24 protein-coding genes and 1 pseudogene are annotated in these 17,879 nt (G+C 64.6%); 8 read left to right on the forward strand and 17 right to left on the reverse strand.

From position 1 onward, the window contains the following. Window positions 1-24 precede the first annotated feature (24 nt). Window positions 25-168, reverse strand: a complete 144-nt coding sequence (locus ACQP2D_RS22495) for a hypothetical protein (protein ID WP_433677882.1) — start codon at window positions 166-168, stop codon at window positions 25-27. 103 nt (window positions 169-271) lie between these two features. Between ACQP2D_RS22495 and ACQP2D_RS22500 the strand changes: the two genes are divergently transcribed. The 3 genes from ACQP2D_RS22500 (at window position 272) to ACQP2D_RS22510 (ending at window position 2,518) form a co-directional block, all read left to right on the forward strand. Continuing rightward, window positions 272-778, forward strand: coding sequence for a flavin reductase family protein (locus ACQP2D_RS22500; RefSeq protein WP_433677883.1), 507 nt, complete (start codon window positions 272-274; stop codon window positions 776-778). A gap of 234 nt (window positions 779-1,012) precedes the next feature. Continuing rightward, on the forward strand, window positions 1,013-1,186 hold the full coding sequence (locus tag ACQP2D_RS22505) for a CsbD family protein (RefSeq protein ID WP_433677884.1): 174 nt from the start codon (window positions 1,013-1,015) through the stop codon (window positions 1,184-1,186). A gap of 492 nt (window positions 1,187-1,678) precedes the next feature. Then, window positions 1,679-2,518 (forward strand): DUF1206 domain-containing protein, encoded by an 840-nt coding sequence (locus ACQP2D_RS22510; RefSeq protein ID WP_433685739.1) that lies wholly within the window; start codon window positions 1,679-1,681, stop codon window positions 2,516-2,518. 172 nt (window positions 2,519-2,690) lie between these two features. On the opposite strand, the gene ACQP2D_RS22515 is transcribed toward ACQP2D_RS22510, so the two are convergent. The 10 genes from ACQP2D_RS22515 to ACQP2D_RS22560 are packed head-to-tail and all read right to left on the reverse strand — an operon-like array spanning window position 2,691 to window position 8,015. After that, window positions 2,691-3,008: a gas vesicle protein K gene (locus ACQP2D_RS22515; protein WP_433677885.1), complete on the reverse strand. Its 318-nt coding sequence runs from the start codon at window positions 3,006-3,008 to the stop codon at window positions 2,691-2,693. Then, window positions 3,001-3,228, reverse strand: a complete 228-nt coding sequence (locus ACQP2D_RS22520) for a gas vesicle protein (RefSeq protein WP_433677886.1) — start codon at window positions 3,226-3,228, stop codon at window positions 3,001-3,003. The genes ACQP2D_RS22515 and ACQP2D_RS22520 overlap by 8 nt, the downstream gene beginning before the upstream one ends. After that, entirely contained in the window at window positions 3,225-4,019 is a 795-nt protein-coding gene (locus ACQP2D_RS22525; protein ID WP_433677887.1) for a GvpL/GvpF family gas vesicle protein, read from the reverse strand. The genes ACQP2D_RS22520 and ACQP2D_RS22525 overlap by 4 nt, the downstream gene beginning before the upstream one ends. Continuing rightward, entirely contained in the window at window positions 4,016-4,402 is a 387-nt protein-coding gene (locus tag ACQP2D_RS22530) for a gas vesicle protein (protein ID WP_433677888.1), read from the reverse strand. The genes ACQP2D_RS22525 and ACQP2D_RS22530 overlap by 4 nt, the downstream gene beginning before the upstream one ends. Beyond that, window positions 4,399-4,734 carry a gas vesicle protein GvpO gene (gene gvpO / locus ACQP2D_RS22535; protein ID WP_433677889.1) on the reverse strand — a complete coding sequence of 112 codons (336 nt, stop codon included), beginning with the start codon at window positions 4,732-4,734 and terminating at the stop codon, window positions 4,399-4,401. Before gvpO ends, ACQP2D_RS22530 begins: the two co-directional genes overlap by 4 nt. Window positions 4,735-4,739: 5 nt before the next feature. After that, window positions 4,740-4,997, reverse strand: coding sequence for a gas vesicle protein GvpG (locus tag ACQP2D_RS22540; RefSeq protein ID WP_433677890.1), 258 nt, complete (start codon window positions 4,995-4,997; stop codon window positions 4,740-4,742). A 3-nt stretch (window positions 4,998-5,000) separates the two neighbouring features. Next, window positions 5,001-5,756, reverse strand: coding sequence for a GvpL/GvpF family gas vesicle protein (locus tag ACQP2D_RS22545; protein WP_433677891.1), 756 nt, complete (start codon window positions 5,754-5,756; stop codon window positions 5,001-5,003). Continuing rightward, window positions 5,756-6,169 carry a gas vesicle protein GvpJ gene (gene gvpJ, locus ACQP2D_RS22550; RefSeq protein ID WP_433677892.1) on the reverse strand — a complete coding sequence of 138 codons (414 nt, stop codon included), beginning with the start codon at window positions 6,167-6,169 and terminating at the stop codon, window positions 5,756-5,758. Before gvpJ ends, ACQP2D_RS22545 begins: the two co-directional genes overlap by 1 nt. Next, entirely contained in the window at window positions 6,166-7,374 is a 1,209-nt protein-coding gene (locus tag ACQP2D_RS22555) for an SRPBCC family protein (RefSeq protein WP_433677893.1), read from the reverse strand. Before ACQP2D_RS22555 ends, gvpJ begins: the two co-directional genes overlap by 4 nt. Before the next feature lie 5 nt (window positions 7,375-7,379). Beyond that, a complete protein-coding gene (locus ACQP2D_RS22560; RefSeq protein WP_433677894.1) occupies window positions 7,380-8,015 on the reverse strand; it encodes a hypothetical protein in 636 nt (211 codons plus the stop codon). An 802-nt stretch (window positions 8,016-8,817) separates the two neighbouring features. Here ACQP2D_RS22560 and ACQP2D_RS22565 point away from each other — a divergent pair. Beyond that, the gene (locus ACQP2D_RS22565; RefSeq protein WP_433677895.1) at window positions 8,818-9,054 is read left to right on the forward strand and encodes a hypothetical protein; all 237 of its coding nucleotides are present in this window, start codon (window positions 8,818-8,820) and stop codon (window positions 9,052-9,054) included. Between the two features lie 158 nt (window positions 9,055-9,212). Here the strand turns inward: ACQP2D_RS22565 and ACQP2D_RS22570 are convergent, their stop codons facing one another. Continuing rightward, entirely contained in the window at window positions 9,213-9,413 is a 201-nt protein-coding gene (locus tag ACQP2D_RS22570; RefSeq protein ID WP_433677896.1) for a hypothetical protein, read from the reverse strand. Window positions 9,414-9,869: 456 nt separating this feature from the next. Next, entirely contained in the window at window positions 9,870-10,703 is an 834-nt protein-coding gene (locus tag ACQP2D_RS22575; RefSeq protein WP_433677897.1) for an RNA polymerase sigma factor SigF, read from the reverse strand. A 193-nt stretch (window positions 10,704-10,896) separates the two neighbouring features. On the opposite strand from ACQP2D_RS22575, the pseudogene ACQP2D_RS22580 reads away from it, so the two are divergent. Further along, window positions 10,897-11,321 (forward strand): annotated as a pseudogene (locus ACQP2D_RS22580) (catalase); the annotation flags it as partial. A gap of 98 nt (window positions 11,322-11,419) precedes the next feature. On the opposite strand, the gene ACQP2D_RS22585 reads toward ACQP2D_RS22580, so the two are convergent. From ACQP2D_RS22585 to mbp1, 3 genes are all read right to left on the reverse strand, one after another. Further along, entirely contained in the window at window positions 11,420-11,863 is a 444-nt protein-coding gene (locus tag ACQP2D_RS22585) for a hypothetical protein (RefSeq protein WP_433685972.1), read from the reverse strand. 96 nt (window positions 11,864-11,959) lie between these two features. Continuing rightward, the gene (locus ACQP2D_RS22590; RefSeq protein WP_433677898.1) at window positions 11,960-13,423 is read right to left on the reverse strand and encodes a CHAD domain-containing protein; all 1,464 of its coding nucleotides are present in this window, start codon (window positions 13,421-13,423) and stop codon (window positions 11,960-11,962) included. A 109-nt stretch (window positions 13,424-13,532) separates the two neighbouring features. Then, window positions 13,533-13,778: a microaggregate-binding protein 1 gene (mbp1, locus tag ACQP2D_RS22595; protein WP_433677899.1), complete on the reverse strand. Its 246-nt coding sequence runs from the start codon at window positions 13,776-13,778 to the stop codon at window positions 13,533-13,535. Between the two features lie 180 nt (window positions 13,779-13,958). Here mbp1 and ACQP2D_RS22600 point away from each other — a divergent pair, with 180 nt between their 5' ends. The 3 genes from ACQP2D_RS22600 (at window position 13,959) to ACQP2D_RS22610 (ending at window position 16,565) form a co-directional block, all read left to right on the forward strand. Further along, window positions 13,959-15,086: a carboxylate-amine ligase gene (locus tag ACQP2D_RS22600; RefSeq protein ID WP_433677900.1), complete on the forward strand. Its 1,128-nt coding sequence runs from the start codon at window positions 13,959-13,961 to the stop codon at window positions 15,084-15,086. Between the two features lie 75 nt (window positions 15,087-15,161). After that, window positions 15,162-15,317: a DUF6131 family protein gene (locus tag ACQP2D_RS22605; protein WP_433677901.1), complete on the forward strand. Its 156-nt coding sequence runs from the start codon at window positions 15,162-15,164 to the stop codon at window positions 15,315-15,317. A 255-nt stretch (window positions 15,318-15,572) separates the two neighbouring features. Next, window positions 15,573-16,565: a TIGR03557 family F420-dependent LLM class oxidoreductase gene (locus ACQP2D_RS22610; protein WP_433677902.1), complete on the forward strand. Its 993-nt coding sequence runs from the start codon at window positions 15,573-15,575 to the stop codon at window positions 16,563-16,565. Between the two features lie 95 nt (window positions 16,566-16,660). Here the strand turns inward: ACQP2D_RS22610 and ACQP2D_RS22615 are convergent, their stop codons facing one another. Then, the gene (locus ACQP2D_RS22615; protein WP_433677903.1) at window positions 16,661-17,674 is read right to left on the reverse strand and encodes an alcohol dehydrogenase catalytic domain-containing protein; all 1,014 of its coding nucleotides are present in this window, start codon (window positions 17,672-17,674) and stop codon (window positions 16,661-16,663) included. Window positions 17,675-17,879: the final 205 nt, after the last annotated feature.

Below are 17,879 nucleotides of genomic sequence, written 5' to 3' on the forward strand. Positions count from 1 at the left end.
GCACGCTGTCGGGCGCGGCCCTGATCAGGTCGATTTTCGTTGTTCCAGACCTACTGCGTCGGCGAGTTCCATGCGGTGGCAGTCGAGTTCGGGACGCTCGGCGCTGAGTTCGCCCATCAGGTCAGCGAGGGCATCGGCGACGGCGTTGAGTTTCTGCTGTATAGCCACGTAATCGGCGTGGAAACACACCGTGCATCTGGTTGCGCCGCACGATGTGCTCATGTTCGTGCTGGTGGACGGCTGCAGCCCGAGGGTCTGATATACACACAGGATGTCGGACGGTCCGGTGCACGGTCCCAGCGCGTTCGATTCGATGGTCGCCTCGGCCGATGCCCCGGTGTTCATCGTGACGGTCGCGGTCGGTGATGAGCGCAGTGGTTGTCTGGTGGGTTTCGCGTCCCAGGTCAGCATCAATCCGGCACGGTTTCTGGTCTGTTTGTCGAAGAACAACCGCACATACCGGACCGCGATGGGAGCCGCATACGTGGCGGTGCATCTGGTCGATGGAGACAACCTTGCCGTGGCGCAGCTGTTCGGTGCCGAAACCGGCGACGACATCGATAAATTCAGCCGGTGCCGATGGTGGGCCGGCCCGCATGGAGTGCCCGTGTTGGCGGACGCGTTCGCGTGGTTTTCCGGACCGATCCTGGCGCGCAACGACTTCGGTGACCATGTAGGTCTGGTCTTGGCCCCGGACGCTGGATACGCACCAAGTCACGCCGTGGATGCGGTGCGCTCGAGCTCCGTCGCCGACCTAGAGCCCGGCCACCCGGCTTGATGCCCACGAAACGCAACGCGACGCCGCGAAGAAGGCTGCCGAGAAGAAGCGGGCCGAAGCGGCGGTGCAGGAGCAGCGTCGAAGTGTCCACCGGCACGACAAATAGCAGCTCGTAGCCGCCCCTGATCTCGGCCGTCGGTGTCAGGCGTTGTTTGGCTGTCCGAATGCGGGTTACCCGTCAGAAGACCGGCTGGAGCCAGCAGGCCGGCACCTTCGAACAAAGGGGCCGCGATCATGGGCACTGTAGATAAGGCAAAGAACAAGGCAGACGAACTCGCCGGTAAGGCCAAGGAGAAGTTCGGCGAGGCCACCGGCGACAAGGATAAGCAGTCCGAGGGCAAGACCGACCAGACCAAGTCCAACCTCAAGGATGCAGGCGAGAAGGTCAAGGACGCCTTTGGCAACTGACTCGACGCTCGTCAGCAGCGTCGGCTACGGGCGGGTGGTCCGGCGAGGCCATCCGCTCGGAGAATCGGTCCCGCATGCACGACCAGCACGCTGGCCCGCAACGGGCCGATCTCGCGCGCCTGCTGAACTCCGATCCCGACCCGAATAACACTCCAGGGAGACCGTGCGCGCCCTCATCGAGCAGATAGCTGCGCCCAACCAGCGAGGGCAACACCGTTTCACTGATGATCAGCAGCACCGCAGCAGCAACCGGGATGGCGAGTAGCGCATCAACGATCAGACGGCCGGGCTGATCCGGCCCCGCATCTACCGCCACCGGGGAAGCAGGGCTAGAGCGCGCCGAAACCACATAGCCCGAGACGACGGGCCCAGTTCGATGGTCGGTCTTGGGACCGCGCTCCCCAACGTGCACACCGCTCATCGCATTCCTGGCGGAGCTTTCACCACCACTACCACGAGGCAAGCACCATGCCCGACAACAACCCGTCCTCGATGTCGACTGGCGAATCGTCGTCGGCGTCGTACGACAACCCGGCCTCGGTCGCGGGCCGGGTAGCCCAGAACAGTGGCTTCGAACGAGCAGCCCGCGCGGGCCTCGTCATGAGCGGCATCGTGCACCTGATCATCGGCTACATCGCGATCCGGATCGCCCTCGGCGGCACCACCGACACCGCCGACCAATCCGGGGCCATGACGGAATTGGCCGCCAAGCCGGGTGGCGTCGTCGCCCTCTGGGGGTGCATCGTCGCGTTCCTGTTGATGGCGCTATGGCGGCTCGTCGAGGCGGCACTGGGCAGCCCGTCCAGACCTGACGCCGACAGCAAGAAATCCGAAGCGATCAATCGCATCAAGGCAGCTGGGCTGGCAGTGGTCTATTTCGCCTTCGCCCTCACCGCGTTCGAATTCGCCCGCGGCCGTGGCAAGTCCAGCAGCGGCGAGAGCACGGGGATCACCGCACGCATGATGCACACCACCCCCGGCACTATCGCCCTCACCGCAGGCGGGCTGATCATTATGGGGATCGGCGGCTACCACGTCTACAAAGGCGTGAGCCAGAACTTCCTCGACGACCTCGAGGGCCCGACCAGCGATCTCGTACGAAGATTGGGCACGGTCGGATACATCGCGAAAGGGCTGGCCATCGCCGCGGTCGGGTTGCTGGTGATCCTCGCCGTGAGTCGATCCGAGCCGGACAAAGCCGCCGGACTCGACGGCGCCTTCAAAACCGTGGGAGCTCAACCTTACGGAGCGGCCCTGCTCATAGCGTCCGGCCTGGGCATCATCACCTACGGCCTCTACAGCTTCGTAATGGCCCGGTACACCAAGATGTAGGTGGGTAAAGGGCGCGTCGAGACCATACCCGCGGTCCTGCACGGCTACGCGGCCGTCATTCGCGAATATCCCGGTTCGGCGCCAGATCTCTTGAAGTAGCCGCTATCGACCGTGACGTACGGAAGCCGTTACGTCGAGCAAACGCGAAACGGAAGTGGCTTCGCGCCTGGACTTACGGGCTGGGTCCGCGGTCGGTCGAGTCACGCGGGAGGAGGGTACCGAGGGGGCCGAGGTCGATATTGAGATCCTCGGGAGTGAGGCCGAAGTGTTCGCGTAATTCGTCCATGCGTTGTTCGAGCAGCATCAGGGTGGTGCCGATGCGTTCGATCTGGGTGTCGGTGAGGTCACCCGCGTCGACGCGGCGTAGGGCTTGCCGCTCCATCAGTTGCCGCAGTAGCTCCACCAGGGTGAGGACGAGGCTGACCAGCCCGCGCTCGACGGATTCCGGTTCGGTGTCGATACGCGGTGGGATGCCGCCGAATTCAGTCATCGCCGGTCGGTTCCAGAACACCGCGCGCGGACCCGCTCGGCGCCGACAGAGTGCTGATCGAGGAGATGAGGGCGCGCAACGAGACCTGCACCAGGTCGACATCCGCGATGGCGAGTTTGATGTCGCCGGAAATCACCACTCCACCGGCCAGCACCCGATCCAGCAGATCGACCAGCGCGACACGGCGCTCGTCGTCGACATTGCGAACGACCTGGCTCATCCCGGCTCTCGTTCCACGCCTGCGAACGAATACGGCGGCCACGGGCCGGTGAGTTCGAGCCGGATGCCGGGGAATTCGGCGTCGAGCATCGTCACGGTCGCGGTGAAGTCGTCGGTGCGATCGTTGTCTACCAGGTAGGTCCCGTTGAGCACCATCCAGTCCCGGCGGCCACTCACCGCTGGATCGGTCAGCGCCTGACGTCGTCCCGCCGCGGCGTGGTGAACCAAGCGCGTGTGGATCTCCTCGGCACGCTCTGCCGCGTCGCGTTCCACGGTCTCCTGCGCGGACAGTTGCGCGCGACGCCGGGCCAGATACGCGGTCCCTGCCCCCGTCGCGCTGCCTTCGTTCGCCGCTCGGGCCGCGGCTACGGCAGCGGTCAGGGCAGCGCGGTCGCCATAGCCTTTCACGCCCCACTCGGTGCGCCCTCTCACCAGGGTCAGGGCCGCACCGAAGTCCGCTCGCCGCTCGTCGAGCAACTCGCGCACCCGGTTGTCGTCGCTGAAGACCGTCGCCAGTCGTAGCGGGACGGCGGGGCGCCGACGCACCACGGCCGACACAACGGCGTCGTGGGTGCGGGCGGTCGCCTCCAACCAGTCGAGATCCTCCAAGTGCCCGCGTAGCGGTTGTTCCCCGAAAACCTCTAGCGGCACCGAGCCGACGATTGCCGTCAGATCGGCCGAGACCACCGACCGCACCGGCTCGCCCGCGACTCCGGTCAGCTCGCTCAGTTCCGCCGGGTCGCCGCAGCTGGACGACACCGCGTACAGCCAGATCCCGACACCACCGGTCACGATCGTTCTTCCTTCGGCTCGCGGCCGCGCTCGATGAGTTGACGGCGTTCGTTCGTCGCCTCCAGTTGGGCAATCCGGTCCCGGAGTTCCCGGTTTTCGAGTTCCAGATCCCGGTCCTGCCGTTCCAGCGTGCGGGCCTTACTGTTGAGCCAGGGGTCGGTTTCCCACCAGTCGATGCCGACCGCCTTGGCCGTCTCCAAGGACGCGATCACCAACCGCAGTTTGATCGTGAGCAGTTCGATGTCGAGCAGGTTCACCTGGATGTCGCCAGCGATCACCAAGCCCTTGTCGAGGACCCGCTCCAGGATGTCGGCGAGGTTCGTGGACTGATGCCCGCCGCCGTAGGGCTGCGGGGCCGACGATCCGCCGCCGACCACCGTCATCGCGGCTCCCTTCCACCGATGTCGGTGCTACCGCGGCTAAAGCGCTTGATTCTGCGATAGGCCAGCAGATTTCCGTCGAGATCGATCTCCGCCTCATAGAGCGCCAGGATGTCCGCCGACGATGGGATGCGGTGGTCCTCGAGTACCTCGATCTCCACCAGCCACCCATCCTCCGTCGGTTCCATGGAGGTGACGCCCTGTATGTCTTTCGAAGTGAGTTCCACGAGGTGTTCGATCGCCACCGCCGCGGCTTGCGCCGCGGTCAGGGGAGGCTGTTCGTTCGATGCCGAATGGACATCCTCGGAATCGTCGGGAGCGGGCTTGCGGGCCACGCGAGTCACTCCTTCCGGTCGTTCGCGGTCACACTGTCCACAGAGCCGGTCATACGATCCAGGGCGGACTGCTGCGCTTGCTTGCGCTCTTCTTCGGACAAGCGACCGGCCTCCGCGGCGCGATCGATCTCCTCGAGCTCGCCCCGCAGCGCGACGGGATCATGGAGCTGCTGCTCAACCTGGTCCTGGATCACTTCGGCCACCCAGACCACGCCGCGAACCGGCGCGAGGGGCAACGACAATATCGATGAGATCAGACCCATGCCTCACCCCTCGGGGGCTCGCTTGGTGACGAAGTCGTAGGCCGCCATCGGTCCGAGGAGATCCAGCTCCACCCGGCCTTCCCAGTCCGAGATGAGCTGGCGCAACATGTCCTCCAGCTCGGCTTGCCGGGCCGATTCGATCAATACCGCGAGGTGGACGGCGTCCTCTTCGTGGCTGGGTGCGCGCTGATTGACCATTGCTTCGAGTTTCTCGAGTTCGGAAACTACCTTGCTGGTGTCCTCGGTTCGCTTGGCCTCGATGGCCTGATTGATCAGCTCGCCCAGTGCGATTCGCATATCGCGGGTGGCGTCCTCCGGTTTGTCGCGGATTTCGTCTTTCAGTCGGGCGGCTTCGGCATTCTCGTCGAGCAGTTCCCGAAAAATCGCGTCTTCGACGTAGCGCCCTCTGATCACGAACTGAACCCGGCCCTCCAGTTCCACCAGAGCCGCGCGGAATTCTTCCTCGTTCGCCTCGAGCAGTTCGTTCTCCACCGCATCTGTGTCGGTCATGACCGCACCGAACCGCAGCGGCAACACCGGACTGACGGCGGCCGACCCGTCCAGCAGTTTCTCATGGGCGGTGAGGTCTTCCGGTGTGCCCAGTGGCCGGTCGGACTCGAGCGGGCTGACCAGCGCGGCGATCTCACCGTGCCGCACCACCGCGACTTCACAATCGTCGACACCGGTGGCGTGTGACTCGGGCTCGACGTCGGCGGGCACGATGCCGTAGACATAGACGGCTGTTGATTCGGGAGCCATCACTCCTCCTCGCGCCTGGATGGCCGGTGCACTTTCTGACGCTTCTCCTGCACGTCGCCGAGGAAGTCACTGACCTTCTCGCCAGCCGCCTCGAGTGCACCTTTCGTCTTGTGCTTCGACGCGCCTTCGGTGACGTCGCCGACGATATCGGTCAGGCCCTTCGGTTCGCTGCTCGAGATCTCGAGGCGGTTGACCGCTTCGGCGAAACGCAGGTACGTGTCGACACTGGCCACCACCACGCGGGCGTCGATGGTCACCAGTTCGATGCCGACCAGCGACACCCGTGCGAACGCATCGATGACCAGGCCTTTATCGAGAATGGTGTCTACGACATCAGCCAGGCTGGACGAGTTCGGCCGCGCCAGCGTGCTGGTTCCGCCACCGCCTGCGCCTCCTGCGGGTTCGATTGTCATCTGCTTGCTCCTTGGCTCACACTCGACCGGGGGGTCACTGGGCTCTTGCGGGCGGCGGTTCGGCGGCGAGGCGGCTCTGTTTCTTCTGCCTCGTCTTCTTCTGCCTCGTCCTGGTCTCGCCGGTCCCCCTCTTGCTCGTCGGCCTCCTCCTCGCCGGCCTCCTCCTCGCCGGCCTCGTCTTCGTCGGCCTTGTCCTGCTCTTCGTCCGCGGACGTTTCGTAGTCCGTCCGATCTTCTTCGGTGTTCTCTTCTTCCTCGTTCTCTTCTTCTTCGCGCCGTGCGGTCTCATCGTCTTTGACGACCTCGCTGTCATGGATCTCGCCGTGCCAGCCCACGATGTCGTCGCTGTGCAGCACAGCCTCGATCATGACCTGCCGCTGGAAGTGCTTGAGTTCCAGGCGGCATCGGCGACCTGCCGCGCGCCACAAATTGGCGGTCTTCTCGAACAGTCCCTGGGGGTGGTACTCGAGCACCACGAGAATGCGGGTGAGCCCCGGCGTGATCTCATGGAAGGTGACCGCACCGTCGATGTAGCCTTTGGCGCCCTTGGAACGCCAGATGATCCGCTCGAACGGCACCTGCTCGAGAATGGTGGATTCCCAGGTCCGGCGCGACCAGAACACTTTGCCGGTCCAGCTGAGCTTCTCGTCGGCGACCTGCTCGACCTGCTCGACCTTCTTCGTGAATTTCGGGAAATCCGCGAACTGGGTCCACTGGTCATAGGCCAGATCGACCGGAACACCCACGTCGATGTGCTCGACGATGTTGGTCAGCTTCAGCTTCTTGCCACCGCCTTTGCCCTTGCCGCCGGTCAGTGACTCCTTGGCCGACTCGAACGTCTCGCCGACCGAGTGCCGCAACTTGCTCCAACCTCCGCTCAGGGCCGCTCGGAACGGCGAGGCACCTTCGGACAGCTTCTCCACACCGGTCACCGCCGCCAGCAGATTCCCTCCGCTACCTTCGCCATACTCGTTCAACCGGCCAGCAGTCTTCGATAGTCGATCCGTCAGCCCGGACGCCGCGCGGTCGGTCAGGGTTCCGATGAGATTCTGCACAGATTGCTGCAGCAAGCCCGTCGGGGCGGATGATTCTGCTGTTTTCCGGGCCGTCGACCCAGCCTGGGTTACGGTTTCGGTTGCTCGGCCGACAGTATCGGTGGCCGCCTTGCCGACTCCGGCTGTCGTGTCGCGCAATGTTTTCGCCATCGACCTCACCTCCCTGTGCGTCGCACGGGCGCTTGGTCGGCGTCGGAACGACTACGGCGTCGGGCGGACGAAGGCGACTTGCGCTCCGTGGACCCGGACTTACGGACCGCGGTCCGGGATCCGGTTTTCCGCCCGCTGGCGGTCCCCGACCGGCGTGCCCGCGTCCGCGCGGCAGGCTGCCCGGTGTCCTCCTCGTCGGCGTCCTTACCGCGGCCTTCTCCGGTATCGGCTTCGTCCTCGAGATCCTCGTCCTCGTCGACGGCCGCTCGCTTGTCATCTCGGGTCGGTTCCTCGTCGTACTCTTCGTCGGAATCCGATTCTCGCGACTCGGCTCGGTCCTCATCCGTCACGAGCCCCTGCTGCAACCGGTCATTGAGCGAGTCGATGCTGCTGCTCGCAGCGGTGACCGCGGCCGACCGGACTGCGCCCAGTAACTCGCCACGAACAGTGTCGGTGAGCCGGGTCAGCTCCGGCGACGATTTGAGTAGCGAAGTCCCGAATTCCAGCAGCTCCGCGGGCGTTCCCGTGGACCGCCTGGCCATTGCCGCACCCGCCAGCGTCAACGCAAAGCGCATCTTGCGCGTGCGGCCCAGCAGGTACCCGATGCCCATCCCTATCGCAATTCTTGCTCCACCTTTCATGCCCACTCCTTGCTGGCTCGACTGCCACAGCATTGGTGCGGCATCGAGTTACGGACACCCCTATGGATGGGGTATACCACGTTGCAATAGCCGTACACAGCGTATGCCTAGTTAATTTGGTGGGTCGATGGTTCTGCCTGCGAACATCCGCGAATGCCCGGTGTTCGGACCACCTGCCAGCGACCAACCGGCCGGAGGCCATCCATGAGGACAGCACGTCCCAGCGCAACCACCAAGGAGCGGATCGCGTCCGTCACAACAACCGGACGGACAACCCCGCGTTAGAAGGCACGGCGCTTCCGCCTCAGTGATTGCGAACTCCTAGGTGGTCGACATATACCGCAACTCCTCACGCTGCCGCTTGCGGGCGTCGGTTACGGGATCAGTCGACGGCAAGACAGTCGGCTGCCTTACTTACGATGCCGACCGGGACGAGAAGGTAGGGCTGGAGCAAGGGGTGGTAGCTGTGTTGTATCGGCGAGGGGATCGACTCGTAGCGTTGCAATGAAGTGGTCCACGGAGACGAAACCTGCCGCGCGGACTTCCGAGAGCAGTTCGAATGCGGGGGCTGTTGCGTCGGTTCGCTTCATTCTGGCTCCCTTGCCAGGCTGCTGGTGTTGGCACAGGGAGTCGGTCTTCAGCCCGGAACCCCCTGTCCGCTGTACTCGACCGACGGCTACAGGACGCTAGCGCCGCCGGGGGGCCTTCCGAGTCACCGGAACGATCAGAATCGTAGCGAATACGCGGCTATCGCAACAATGTTTCACAACACCCGCCGACGTCGATTCGTACCGGTGCCGCGGTGCCCCCGAGGGCAGCATGTCGAACCGCCCTGCCGGACGGCCGTTGGGCGAGTCCGACCCGCACCCCACCACGCGGCCGCGTCGACACCGGTCCGCTGGCGCTTTCCGCCGACGCCGACGCCAACTGGCTGGCCCTGGACCTGCTGCGAGTAGCAGCAGCCGCCGGTGAGGTGACCGAGTTGCCGCCGGGTGCGATATACGAGTCGCTCGACGGCGACGGCGCCAAATGGGTCTAGGAGAGCCCCACAACAGGCTTCCGAGCGCTCGACGCGACCGACTGAATCCCCTTGGCAATCAAGCGATCAGTGCCCGCCGGATAGCCCGGTCCTCAGTTCGACCTCGATCGGTGTTTTCGTTCATCGAATGGGCCCCGCCGCGCAATCGGCGCCTCGACTTACCGGCTGGGTTGCGGAACTTTGCAGTTGGTGACCTTGGGGTTGACTCCCGCATAGTTCAAGGGCCCGGCGATCACCGTGACCGCGATGGTTCCCACACTGGCGCAGTTCTGCTCCCGGTCGGTGAAGTATCCACGTTGACCCGCCGCGATCGCCCCGATGATCAACCACACGAGTACCAGCAATGTCACTAAACGCATCACCCACCTCCTCCGGACACTCCTCGCACGCCGCCGCGATTCGCCGGAGCGGTGTCCGGCACTCGCTTCTCGCGGATCGAGTTCTTCTGGATCCAATTGCCGACCACAGATCGCATTATCCGTTTCCTCCTTCATACAGGTCGCCAAACGGATAATCGGCGGCACAGCCGATGTCGACCGATTAATTGATCATTTGGACAATGGTCACCCACGCCGTTTCGGCGCGGTCAATGAGTGACTTCCCGGGCGGTGCTGTTCGAAACAAGTCGGCAATACCGCACCGGGGTCTGCCGCCCACAGCGACGGCGGTATTCACCAATGATCCTGGGCGCGCTGTGGTTCGGAGAGCGCTCGGAAACGACCGATCACGTGTCCGCACGGCCGGTAGCCACCTGAGCCGGGTCGGCCCCCAACCCCCGCGAGGAGGACCCGAGCGCCCGCCTACGGCACAGCTTGTCAGGCGATTTCACGGCGGTTGTCCGCGCCGATCACCTGCTCCCGCAGCTTGTTCAGAGTCCTCGTGAGAAGACGTGAGACCTGCATCTGGGAAACGCCCAGTCGCTCGGCGATCTGGGATTGGGTCTTGGATTCGAAGAAACGCATGATCAGTATCCGACGTTGGAGTTCGGGAAGTGCGGCGATAAACGGACGCACCGACATCGCGTCTTCCAACAATCGGTAGCAGGGCTCCACGGCACCGAGAGTGTCGACAACCGACCGTCGAGTGCCTTCGTCGTCGTGGCCGACACCGATGTCGAGCGAGTTGGTCTGGTAGGCGTCGGCCGCGATCAGCGCCTGAGTGACCTCACCGAGTTCGAGATCGAGTTCGGCGGCGATCTCCCGCGCGGTCGGCATTCGCCCGAGCCGCTGCGCCAGCGTCTCCACGGCCGGACGAATCAGCGCCTGCAGTTCCTTGACCCGGCGCGGTACTCGCAGCGCCCAGGTGTGGTCGCGAAAGTAGCGTCGCACCTCGCCCATTACGGTCGGCACCGCGAACGACAGGAACGAGCAGCCGCGAGTGACGTCGAAGCGGTCCACCGCCTGCACCAGCCCTACCCGAGCGATCTGCTGCAAGTCGTCGAATTCCGTACCGCGGCCGGCGAACTTGCGCGCGATGTGGTCGGCCAAGGGTAGACACCGCCGCACGATTTCCTCGCGCACGACCTGCCGATGGGAGTCCCCCGATTCCAGGGCAGCCAGCTTCTCGAACCATGGCTCGATGTCGTCGTAACTGTCTCCGGCGCCTGCGGCGGGTCGGGATCCTTCGCTTCGAACCGTCGTTCCGCTCATCCGAGTCTCCCTCACTTCCTATGAAGTTCGATGTCAATGGGCTACCCCGACCTACGTGATCGAAACGTGACCAAAGGGCGCCAACCGCTCGAACCGCAGGTACTCGAGCCCGAGACCAGCGGCGATACCCGAGCATTTCGAGTCGGACACACCAGCCTTGGCGCCTGGTTCGATGTTCGGACAACTCCGAATTTCACCGATGCTACTGGGCCGCTGGTCTCCTATCCGGATGCCCGCCGACACCGGATCGGCGCGAATTACAAAGAGCTACTGGTCAACTCAGCGCACGCGAGCACCGTACGGTCCTATTCGAAGGACGGCGCGATGCGCCACCACAATCCGGGTGATCCGGCCTACGTACCCAATTCGAAGGGCCCGCACACCGATCCAGCAGTTGAGGGGCGAATCGGCCGGGTGGTAAACGGATGACGAAATGGTGTGCCAAGCCTATACATTGCGCCGGGACGACGACTGGGGCCAGCCTGGAGCCATGGTCCGCGAGTCCTCGACGACGCAGCCCGAGATCGCTTGGTGGACAACATCGTCGGCCATCTCCGCAACGGCGTCAGCGCGCCCGTACTCGATCGGACCTTCGAATATTGGCGCAAATCCGACTCGCCTGGTGACGCCGCCCCGGCTGTTGAACACCAACTAGTGGCCGGGGCCGCGTCGGTGGCGCTGTCCCTTACAAATCGGAGAAACCTTCAGGATCAATATCAGGGGCTGCGCGGCGCCTGTTCAGGCCCCCGCTGCGTCTCATGTGACTTCGAGGTGGTCTCAGACGTGGTCTCGTGTGACTTCGAGGTCTCATCCGACTTCGAGTCCGGATCGACCTTATCCGCGCGCTCCCACTCCTTGTCCAACTCGCTTCGCGAATCCGCCGCCTCGCTGCGATGCACATGTGCCCGCTGAGCAAGCTGCTCGGCCTGCGCCGCCCTGATCTCACCTTCCGCCTTTGCCGCCCGGCTCCTGGCAGCGGTCTCCTGCGCCCGCGCCTCCCGCTGACCGACCTCGAATTCCCGTTCCGCCGCGCGTTCACGGATACCCGCAGCTTCGGCCCGCTGGTGTTCGCGCCGTTGGCGCATCAACAGCCAGGCACTGGCCACAAGCAAAATGACCACAACGACGATAATGATCACGATCACAGTGGTGGTGCTCATCTTCCGACTCCTCGCACTCTCCCTTACTTACCCTAACGCCACTCGACCAGCCCTGAACTGGGAAAATGGCCCGTAGGCTCATCCCCTAAGCCCTGCCTATTCGCCTGCGACAACTTCCGCAACCCTCTGGCCTGCGGCTTCGCCGGCGTGTGCCTCGTTCGCGTACAACAGGCCGTAGGTGAAACCGTTCTCGTCGCCTGCCGTGCCTGCTGCTGTCGCGGTTCGCCACAGGAATTCGGTCGACACGACGCTGTCGTTGTAGTCGCCGAGCAGGCGCTGAATCTTCTTGTAGTACTTGATGTTCGACCTTGCACGCGCGGGCTTTCGAACGGGCTTGTGCAGTTCGGCGGCGTAGCGTGCGCGTTTGGCGGCTTTGCGCGCGCGGTGCATCGATTCGTGCCGGTGGTTGCGCAATGCGGTTGCCAACCGGCGGTCGGCTTTGTCCGCGGCTCTCTGGGCCCGCTTCACCAGTTGGCGCCGACGGATCCGTCGCTCGAACGGCGGCCGGGATTTCCATGTCTGCAGGGTCGCGAGCAGTCGCAGGTAGCGCGGTGAGTTCATGGCCTCGGCGAGAGCATTGCGGCTCGGCAACTGCCGAGCCAACAGCGTCGCGTCGATCCGCGCAGCGACAGGACCCAGCACGAGTTCGGGTGGCAGGGCGTTGAGTTCATCGTCGAGGCGGCGGCGTTGGACGTGGCAATCGCGTATGTCGCCGAGAAGCGCTGCGTACCATTTCAGCTCGTTGTCGATCTCGCCGACGGCGGAGTGGTCCATCAGTTTGCCGAACACGCGCAACGTGGAGCGGAGTCGCCGCGTCGCGACGCGGGTGTCGTGGATCGGTTCCTCGCCTCGGCGTAACCCGATGTCACCCACGAAGATCAGGTCGATCTGTGTGGTCATGTATTCGTGCAAGGCGCGTTCGGCCCGGGAGCGGGCGCCGGCCGGTCCGAATCGCTCGGCCAGCACATGAGACAGCTTGGAGGGATGGCTCGACTCGCGCGCGCCTGCTTCGGCGAGCCGGTCCCGCAATATCGTCGGGACTTCGTCGGTGTGTGGGCCGAGTTCGATCTCGATCTCACGCCAGGCGAGCAGTTCCGCGGGCCGGTCAGCTGCGGTCGAGTCCACAGTGTCGTCATCGATCTCGACGATCAATTCGCCGCCCGAACCGAGGATGCGGTGACGGCGGCGCAATGTATGAACCCTGGCGACCGCATTCAGCGGCCTCCCCAGCGCGGCGCCGTTGACGATCTCGGTCAGTTCGTGCGGCAGCTCGTCCGACAGCCGCGCGGTTACTTCGACGCGACCACCTGAGTGGGGGATCTTCAACTGCCAGCCGGATTCGTCGTCACCCTCCCGACGACGCAACGTCAGGTCGTGAGCGAGCAGGTCTCGCTCGGCGGTGTCGAAATAGATGCTGGTCAGTTCGACCGGCAACTCCTCGATGCGGCTGTTCGTGACAAGGTCGTCGAGCCTCGGCAGGGTGAAGTCCCGGTCGACCGCCCATTTGCTTTCCCGTTCGAGTACGTCCTTCACCGTTACCGCGTTCCCAGCAAACCGCACGTTAAACAGGGAAAGCGTTCCCGGTTGGCGAGCCCGGTTCCAACTGCCGGGAGGCACCATGCCCTCGGCTCTGGAATCCGTCGCTCCGCTGCGCAGCGGTGAAGATCCGCTACCGGTCGAGTTGATGGGCGCGCTGCCGCGCCTCGTGCGCGGCTGCTTCGCCCCGCTCTTTCTCGGCTTCGGCTTCCTTACGGGCGGCGTCACGCTGGGATTCGGCCTTGTCCTGCTGTGCGCGGCCTTCGCCCCGCAGATCATCGTCGCCGGTGACGGCGCCCGCGGCTTCCTTGATCTTTCCTTTGGCATCCTCCACGATGCCCTCGACGGCTTCGCGGGGACCGCTCTTGTGCTCGGACATGGAATCGACCTCCGATATTCGACTGATCGGCTGACACCGCAGGCTTACCCGTCTCCGGCCGCTTGAACCACTGCCGAAACTTGCGGCGGGAAGATTCGGCGGCCGAGTCTGCTGACTGTTTGCCATGACCTTTCGTGGGTATGTCGGCCAGCAGGAGCGTGGGCGACGAAAGTAGATCCGATGCGGCAACGGCGCACAGTGGGTTTCGAGGAAGAGTTTCTCCTACTCGATGTCGGGGGAGTGCCGGTTCCGGCGGTGGATGCCGTTATCGAATGGATGCGCACGAATCTAGCGCCCGATGAATCGAACAGATTCAAACCGGAGTTGCAACGAGTTCAGATCGAGTCGGTCAGCCTCGTCCATACGGCGATGGATACCCTGCGGTCAGATTTGCGCGCGGCCCGCGGAATGCTCGCGAACGCCGGGCGTGACTGCAAACTGTTCGTTCTCCCGATCGGGTACGCGCCTGTCTGCGGCACTCCGTATTGTGGCGGCACCGAGGACAGCCGATATGCGCGTATACACAGCAGATATCGAAAAATGGCGCAAACCTATACCGCCTGCGGCGCACATGTGCATATCGGTGTCGACGGGGACGACCAAGCCGTCGCCGTGGTGAATCATCTCCGCCCCTGGTTGCCGACCTTGATCGCGGTCGGCGCGAATTCGCCCTTCCACGACGGTCACGACTCCGGCTACAGCTCATGGCGGATCGCCGAGCTGTCTCGGTTCCCGGGTTCGGGGCTGCCGCCCTTTGCGCGTTCGGCCGACGATTACGAGGCCAGAGTGGCGACGCTCGTCGAATCCGGCGTTCTCATCGACGGACACATGTCGTTCTGGCTGGCTCGACCCTCGGACGTGTACCCCACCGTAGAAGTTCGCGCCGCCGACACTGCCGCAACGGTCGACGATGCCGTCCTCCAAGCGGTACTGACCCGTGGGCTGGTGCAAACGGCAATCCGCAAACTCGAAGCCGGAATCGAGGGCCCGCGCATCGACGAACAGGTCGGGGCGGCCGCGGTCTGGTCGGCGGCCCGACATGGTCTCACCGGACCCGCGGTCGATCCGGTCGAGGAAGTACAGGTGCCGGCTGTACGAATGCTGGGCAATCTGATCGAGTGGATCGCCGACGAACTCGAAGAAGCCGGCGACACCGCTATCGCCAGACAATTACTGACCGCACTGGAACACCACGGAACCGGTGCCGCACGACAGCGAATCGCGGCAAAGCTCGGATTGAAAGAACTCCTCGGATCGTTCCGGTTGATGAACTCGCCTTCCGCGTACGAATTTTCCTCGAGCAGCTGAATTGCCGAAATGTCGATCGCCCCGCAGTACGCGATCGAGGTGTGCGCCGATGGCTCGAAAACTAGGTAGCTGGCCATGATCGTTCTCGGAACTATTCTTCATGTCGTTGGATTCATATTCAGCATCCCGATCCTCTGGACCATCGGAATCGTGGTCCTCATCATTGGGCTCGTATTACTGACATTGGGGTCGACAGGCCGCGCCGTCGGCGGCCGACGCCATTACTACTGACACCAGGGCGTACGCGCCGGGCGTCCAGCAGCTGGGGTGTGGCGATGCGAGGACCGGATTGGATTCCGCTCCGGTCCCCATCGTCCGCGGCTAGCCGCCCGGTGCCGCTCAACCCCCACACCCTGCGTACCGATTCCGGAGGCGATGGACGGGCTCCGCTCTGATCATGGCGAATACGTAGGGAGCGTCGCCCATAACTCCGCCATAGGCGGGTAGCCACCGGATATCCGACCACTCGAGCAACAAGGAGTGACAGTGACCCGATTCGGATACACGCTGATGACCGAGCAGAGTGGGCCGCGCGAGCTCGTTCGCTACGCCGTCGCCGCCGAGCATGCGGGCTTCGACTTCCTGGTCAGCAGCGACCATTATTCGCCCTGGCTCGAGGAACAGGGCCACGCGCCGCATGCGTGGACGATGCTCGGGGCCGTCGCACAGGCGACCCGGCGGATTCCGCTGATGACCTACGTGACGTGCCCGACCATGCGATACCACCCGGCGATCGTGGCCCAGCAGGCGGCGACACTGCAGATCCTGACGGAGGGAAGGTTCACCCTCGGTCTCGGCAGCGGCGAGAGCCTCAACGAACACGTGATCGGCGCAGGCTGGCCCGGGCTGGATGAGCGACAGGACCGCCTCGCGGAGGCTATCGGCATCATTCGCGACCTACACGCGGGCGGCACAGTGAACCGGCAGGGCCACTGGTACCGCATCGATGCCGCCAGGATCTGGGATCTTCCGCAACAGCCGGTGCCGATCGCGGTCGCGGTATCCGGACCGCGCTCGGTGCAACGATTCGCCCCGCTGGGCGACGAGATGATCAGCACCGCCCCCGAGGCCGAGCTGGTCCGATCGTGGCATCGCGTGCGCGCGAACCACTCCGGTGCGCCAGCGTCGCGCGTGACAGGGCAACTGCCCATCAGTTGGGACACTGACCGCGACAAGGCTGTTCAGCGTGCCCACGAACAGTTCCGGTGGTCGGCGGGCGGCTGGGACGTCAACTCGAACCTACCCACGCCCGCGGGTTTCGCGGCCGCGACGCAGTTCGTGCGCCCGCAGGACATCGCCGAGACGATCGCCTGCGGTCCCGACCTCGATGCCATCGTGTCGGCGATGCGGCCCTTTCAGGACGCGGGGTTCACCGATATCGCCCTGGTTCAGGTCGGCGACGAGCAGCAGGACCGGTTCCTCGCCGAAGCGGCCGCGCCGCTGCTAGCGAAACTCCGCGCCGCCCAACGTGATTCCTGAGCGAGACCACGCTCGAGTCGCCCGGATGCGCGGATGCGGGGCCCAGGCGATCGGCCGCTGTCGGATCAGCCTGTGCTGCGGCCGGCCCTGATGGGTCAGACCGTGAGGACCATGCGGTAGCGGGCCTGTCCCTGTTCCATTGCGGCATATGCCTCGGCTGCTTGATCCAGTGGCCGTTCCTGGATTCGCGTGCGCACGCCGGATAGGACCGCGAATTGCATCGTTTCCTCGATATCGCGCGCGGTACCGGAGGCGTGGCCGGTGATGCTGAGTCCGCGCCCGATCAGCTGCGTCGGGCTGATCGGCAGTGGCTCGCCGCTGACGCCGATGGCGATCAGCTCACCGCGCGGTAGCAGTCCACCGACTGTTTGGGCCATGGCCGCGGCGTTGCCCACGGTCCCCAGAACGACCGACGCACCGCCGAGCCTGCGCATCGCTTTGCCGACGTCGCCGGCGGTCGAGTCGATGTAGTGGTGGGCGCCGAGCGCGTGGGCGTCCTCGGCCTTGTCCGCGCCCCGAGCGATCGCGATCGTCTCGAAGCCCATCGCCCGGGCGAACTGCACACCGAGGTGGCCCAAGCCGCCGATCCCCAGAACGGCGACGCGGTCGCCGGGCATCGCCCTGGTTTCGCGAAGTGCGTGGTAGGTGGTGACTCCGGCACAACCCATCGGCGCGGCCTCGGTCAGGGAAAGTTCGTCAGGGATGCGGGCCAGCGCATTGGCCGGTACGGTCACCGACTCGGCGTATCCGCCGGGGTACTGCCAGCTGGGCACCTGGATGTTCTGGCAGTGGATGAAATCGCCTTTCCGGCATGGGACGCATTTGCCGCAATGCCCACCGAACCAGCCCACAGCGACACGGTCTCCGACGGCGTAGTTGTCGACACCCGCGCCGAGTTCGGCGATCGTGCCCGCGATCTCATGCCCCGGTGTCAGCGGCCACGACATGTTCGGGAACCCGCCGCCGACGAACGCTCGGTCGGTGCCGCAGATCCCGCACGCCGAGACCGCGAGGCGCACATGGTCGCGGAGCGGTGCGGTGGTTTCGACATCGACCAGTTTCAACGCCGCACCGGCGGACTCCACGTGAACAGCCTGATGAGTGGACATCGGTATCCTCGCTTTCCCTGGAGAGCGGCGGCGTCGGCGACCTCACCGCAGCGGGATGGAGGCAGCGGCGCCGGGAATTCTCGAACGGTATCGGGCACCAGATGAAACAACAGGTCGTGGTCGTGCCACTGTGCAATGGGCAGCCAACGGGGTCGTCATTCCAATCCGCGCGGCGTCGCACGCCCCAGTGCACCAGGCACCGGTC

Source organism: Nocardia sp. CA-119907, assembly GCF_050955995.1.
Classification (GTDB): Bacteria; Actinomycetota; Actinomycetes; order Mycobacteriales; family Mycobacteriaceae; genus Nocardia.

Excerpts from the sequence above, each read along its gene's own strand:
- ACQP2D_RS22585 (WP_433685972.1), bottom strand. The coding sequence starts at position 11,863 with ATGAGCACCACCACTGTGATCGTGATCATTATCGTCGTTGTGGTCATT.
- ACQP2D_RS22515 (WP_433677885.1), bottom strand. The coding sequence starts at position 3,008 with ATGACTGAATTCGGCGGCATCCCACCGCGTATCGACACCGAACCGGAA.
- ACQP2D_RS22500 (WP_433677883.1), top strand. The coding sequence starts at position 272 with ATGTCGGACGGTCCGGTGCACGGTCCCAGCGCGTTCGATTCGATGGTC.
- ACQP2D_RS22615 (WP_433677903.1), bottom strand. The coding sequence starts at position 17,674 with ATGTCCACTCATCAGGCTGTTCACGTGGAGTCCGCCGGTGCGGCGTTG.
- ACQP2D_RS22575 (WP_433677897.1), bottom strand. The coding sequence starts at position 10,703 with ATGAGCGGAACGACGGTTCGAAGCGAAGGATCCCGACCCGCCGCAGGC.
- ACQP2D_RS22520 (WP_433677886.1), bottom strand. The coding sequence starts at position 3,228 with ATGAGCCAGGTCGTTCGCAATGTCGACGACGAGCGCCGTGTCGCGCTG.
- ACQP2D_RS22540 (WP_433677890.1), bottom strand. The coding sequence starts at position 4,997 with ATGGGTCTGATCTCATCGATATTGTCGTTGCCCCTCGCGCCGGTTCGC.
- ACQP2D_RS22600 (WP_433677900.1), top strand. The coding sequence starts at position 13,959 with ATGCGGCAACGGCGCACAGTGGGTTTCGAGGAAGAGTTTCTCCTACTC.
- ACQP2D_RS22545 (WP_433677891.1), bottom strand. The coding sequence starts at position 5,756 with ATGGCTCCCGAATCAACAGCCGTCTATGTCTACGGCATCGTGCCCGCC.
- gvpJ (WP_433677892.1), bottom strand. The coding sequence starts at position 6,169 with ATGACAATCGAACCCGCAGGAGGCGCAGGCGGTGGCGGAACCAGCACG.
- ACQP2D_RS22530 (WP_433677888.1), bottom strand. The coding sequence starts at position 4,402 with ATGACGGTGGTCGGCGGCGGATCGTCGGCCCCGCAGCCCTACGGCGGC.
- ACQP2D_RS22560 (WP_433677894.1), bottom strand. The coding sequence starts at position 8,015 with ATGAAAGGTGGAGCAAGAATTGCGATAGGGATGGGCATCGGGTACCTG.
- ACQP2D_RS22605 (WP_433677901.1), top strand. The coding sequence starts at position 15,162 with ATGATCGTTCTCGGAACTATTCTTCATGTCGTTGGATTCATATTCAGC.
- ACQP2D_RS22510 (WP_433685739.1), top strand. The coding sequence starts at position 1,679 with ATGTCGACTGGCGAATCGTCGTCGGCGTCGTACGACAACCCGGCCTCG.
- ACQP2D_RS22505 (WP_433677884.1), top strand. The coding sequence starts at position 1,013 with ATGGGCACTGTAGATAAGGCAAAGAACAAGGCAGACGAACTCGCCGGT.
- mbp1 (WP_433677899.1), bottom strand. The coding sequence starts at position 13,778 with ATGTCCGAGCACAAGAGCGGTCCCCGCGAAGCCGTCGAGGGCATCGTG.
- ACQP2D_RS22570 (WP_433677896.1), bottom strand. The coding sequence starts at position 9,413 with ATGCGTTTAGTGACATTGCTGGTACTCGTGTGGTTGATCATCGGGGCG.
- ACQP2D_RS22555 (WP_433677893.1), bottom strand. The coding sequence starts at position 7,374 with ATGGCGAAAACATTGCGCGACACGACAGCCGGAGTCGGCAAGGCGGCC.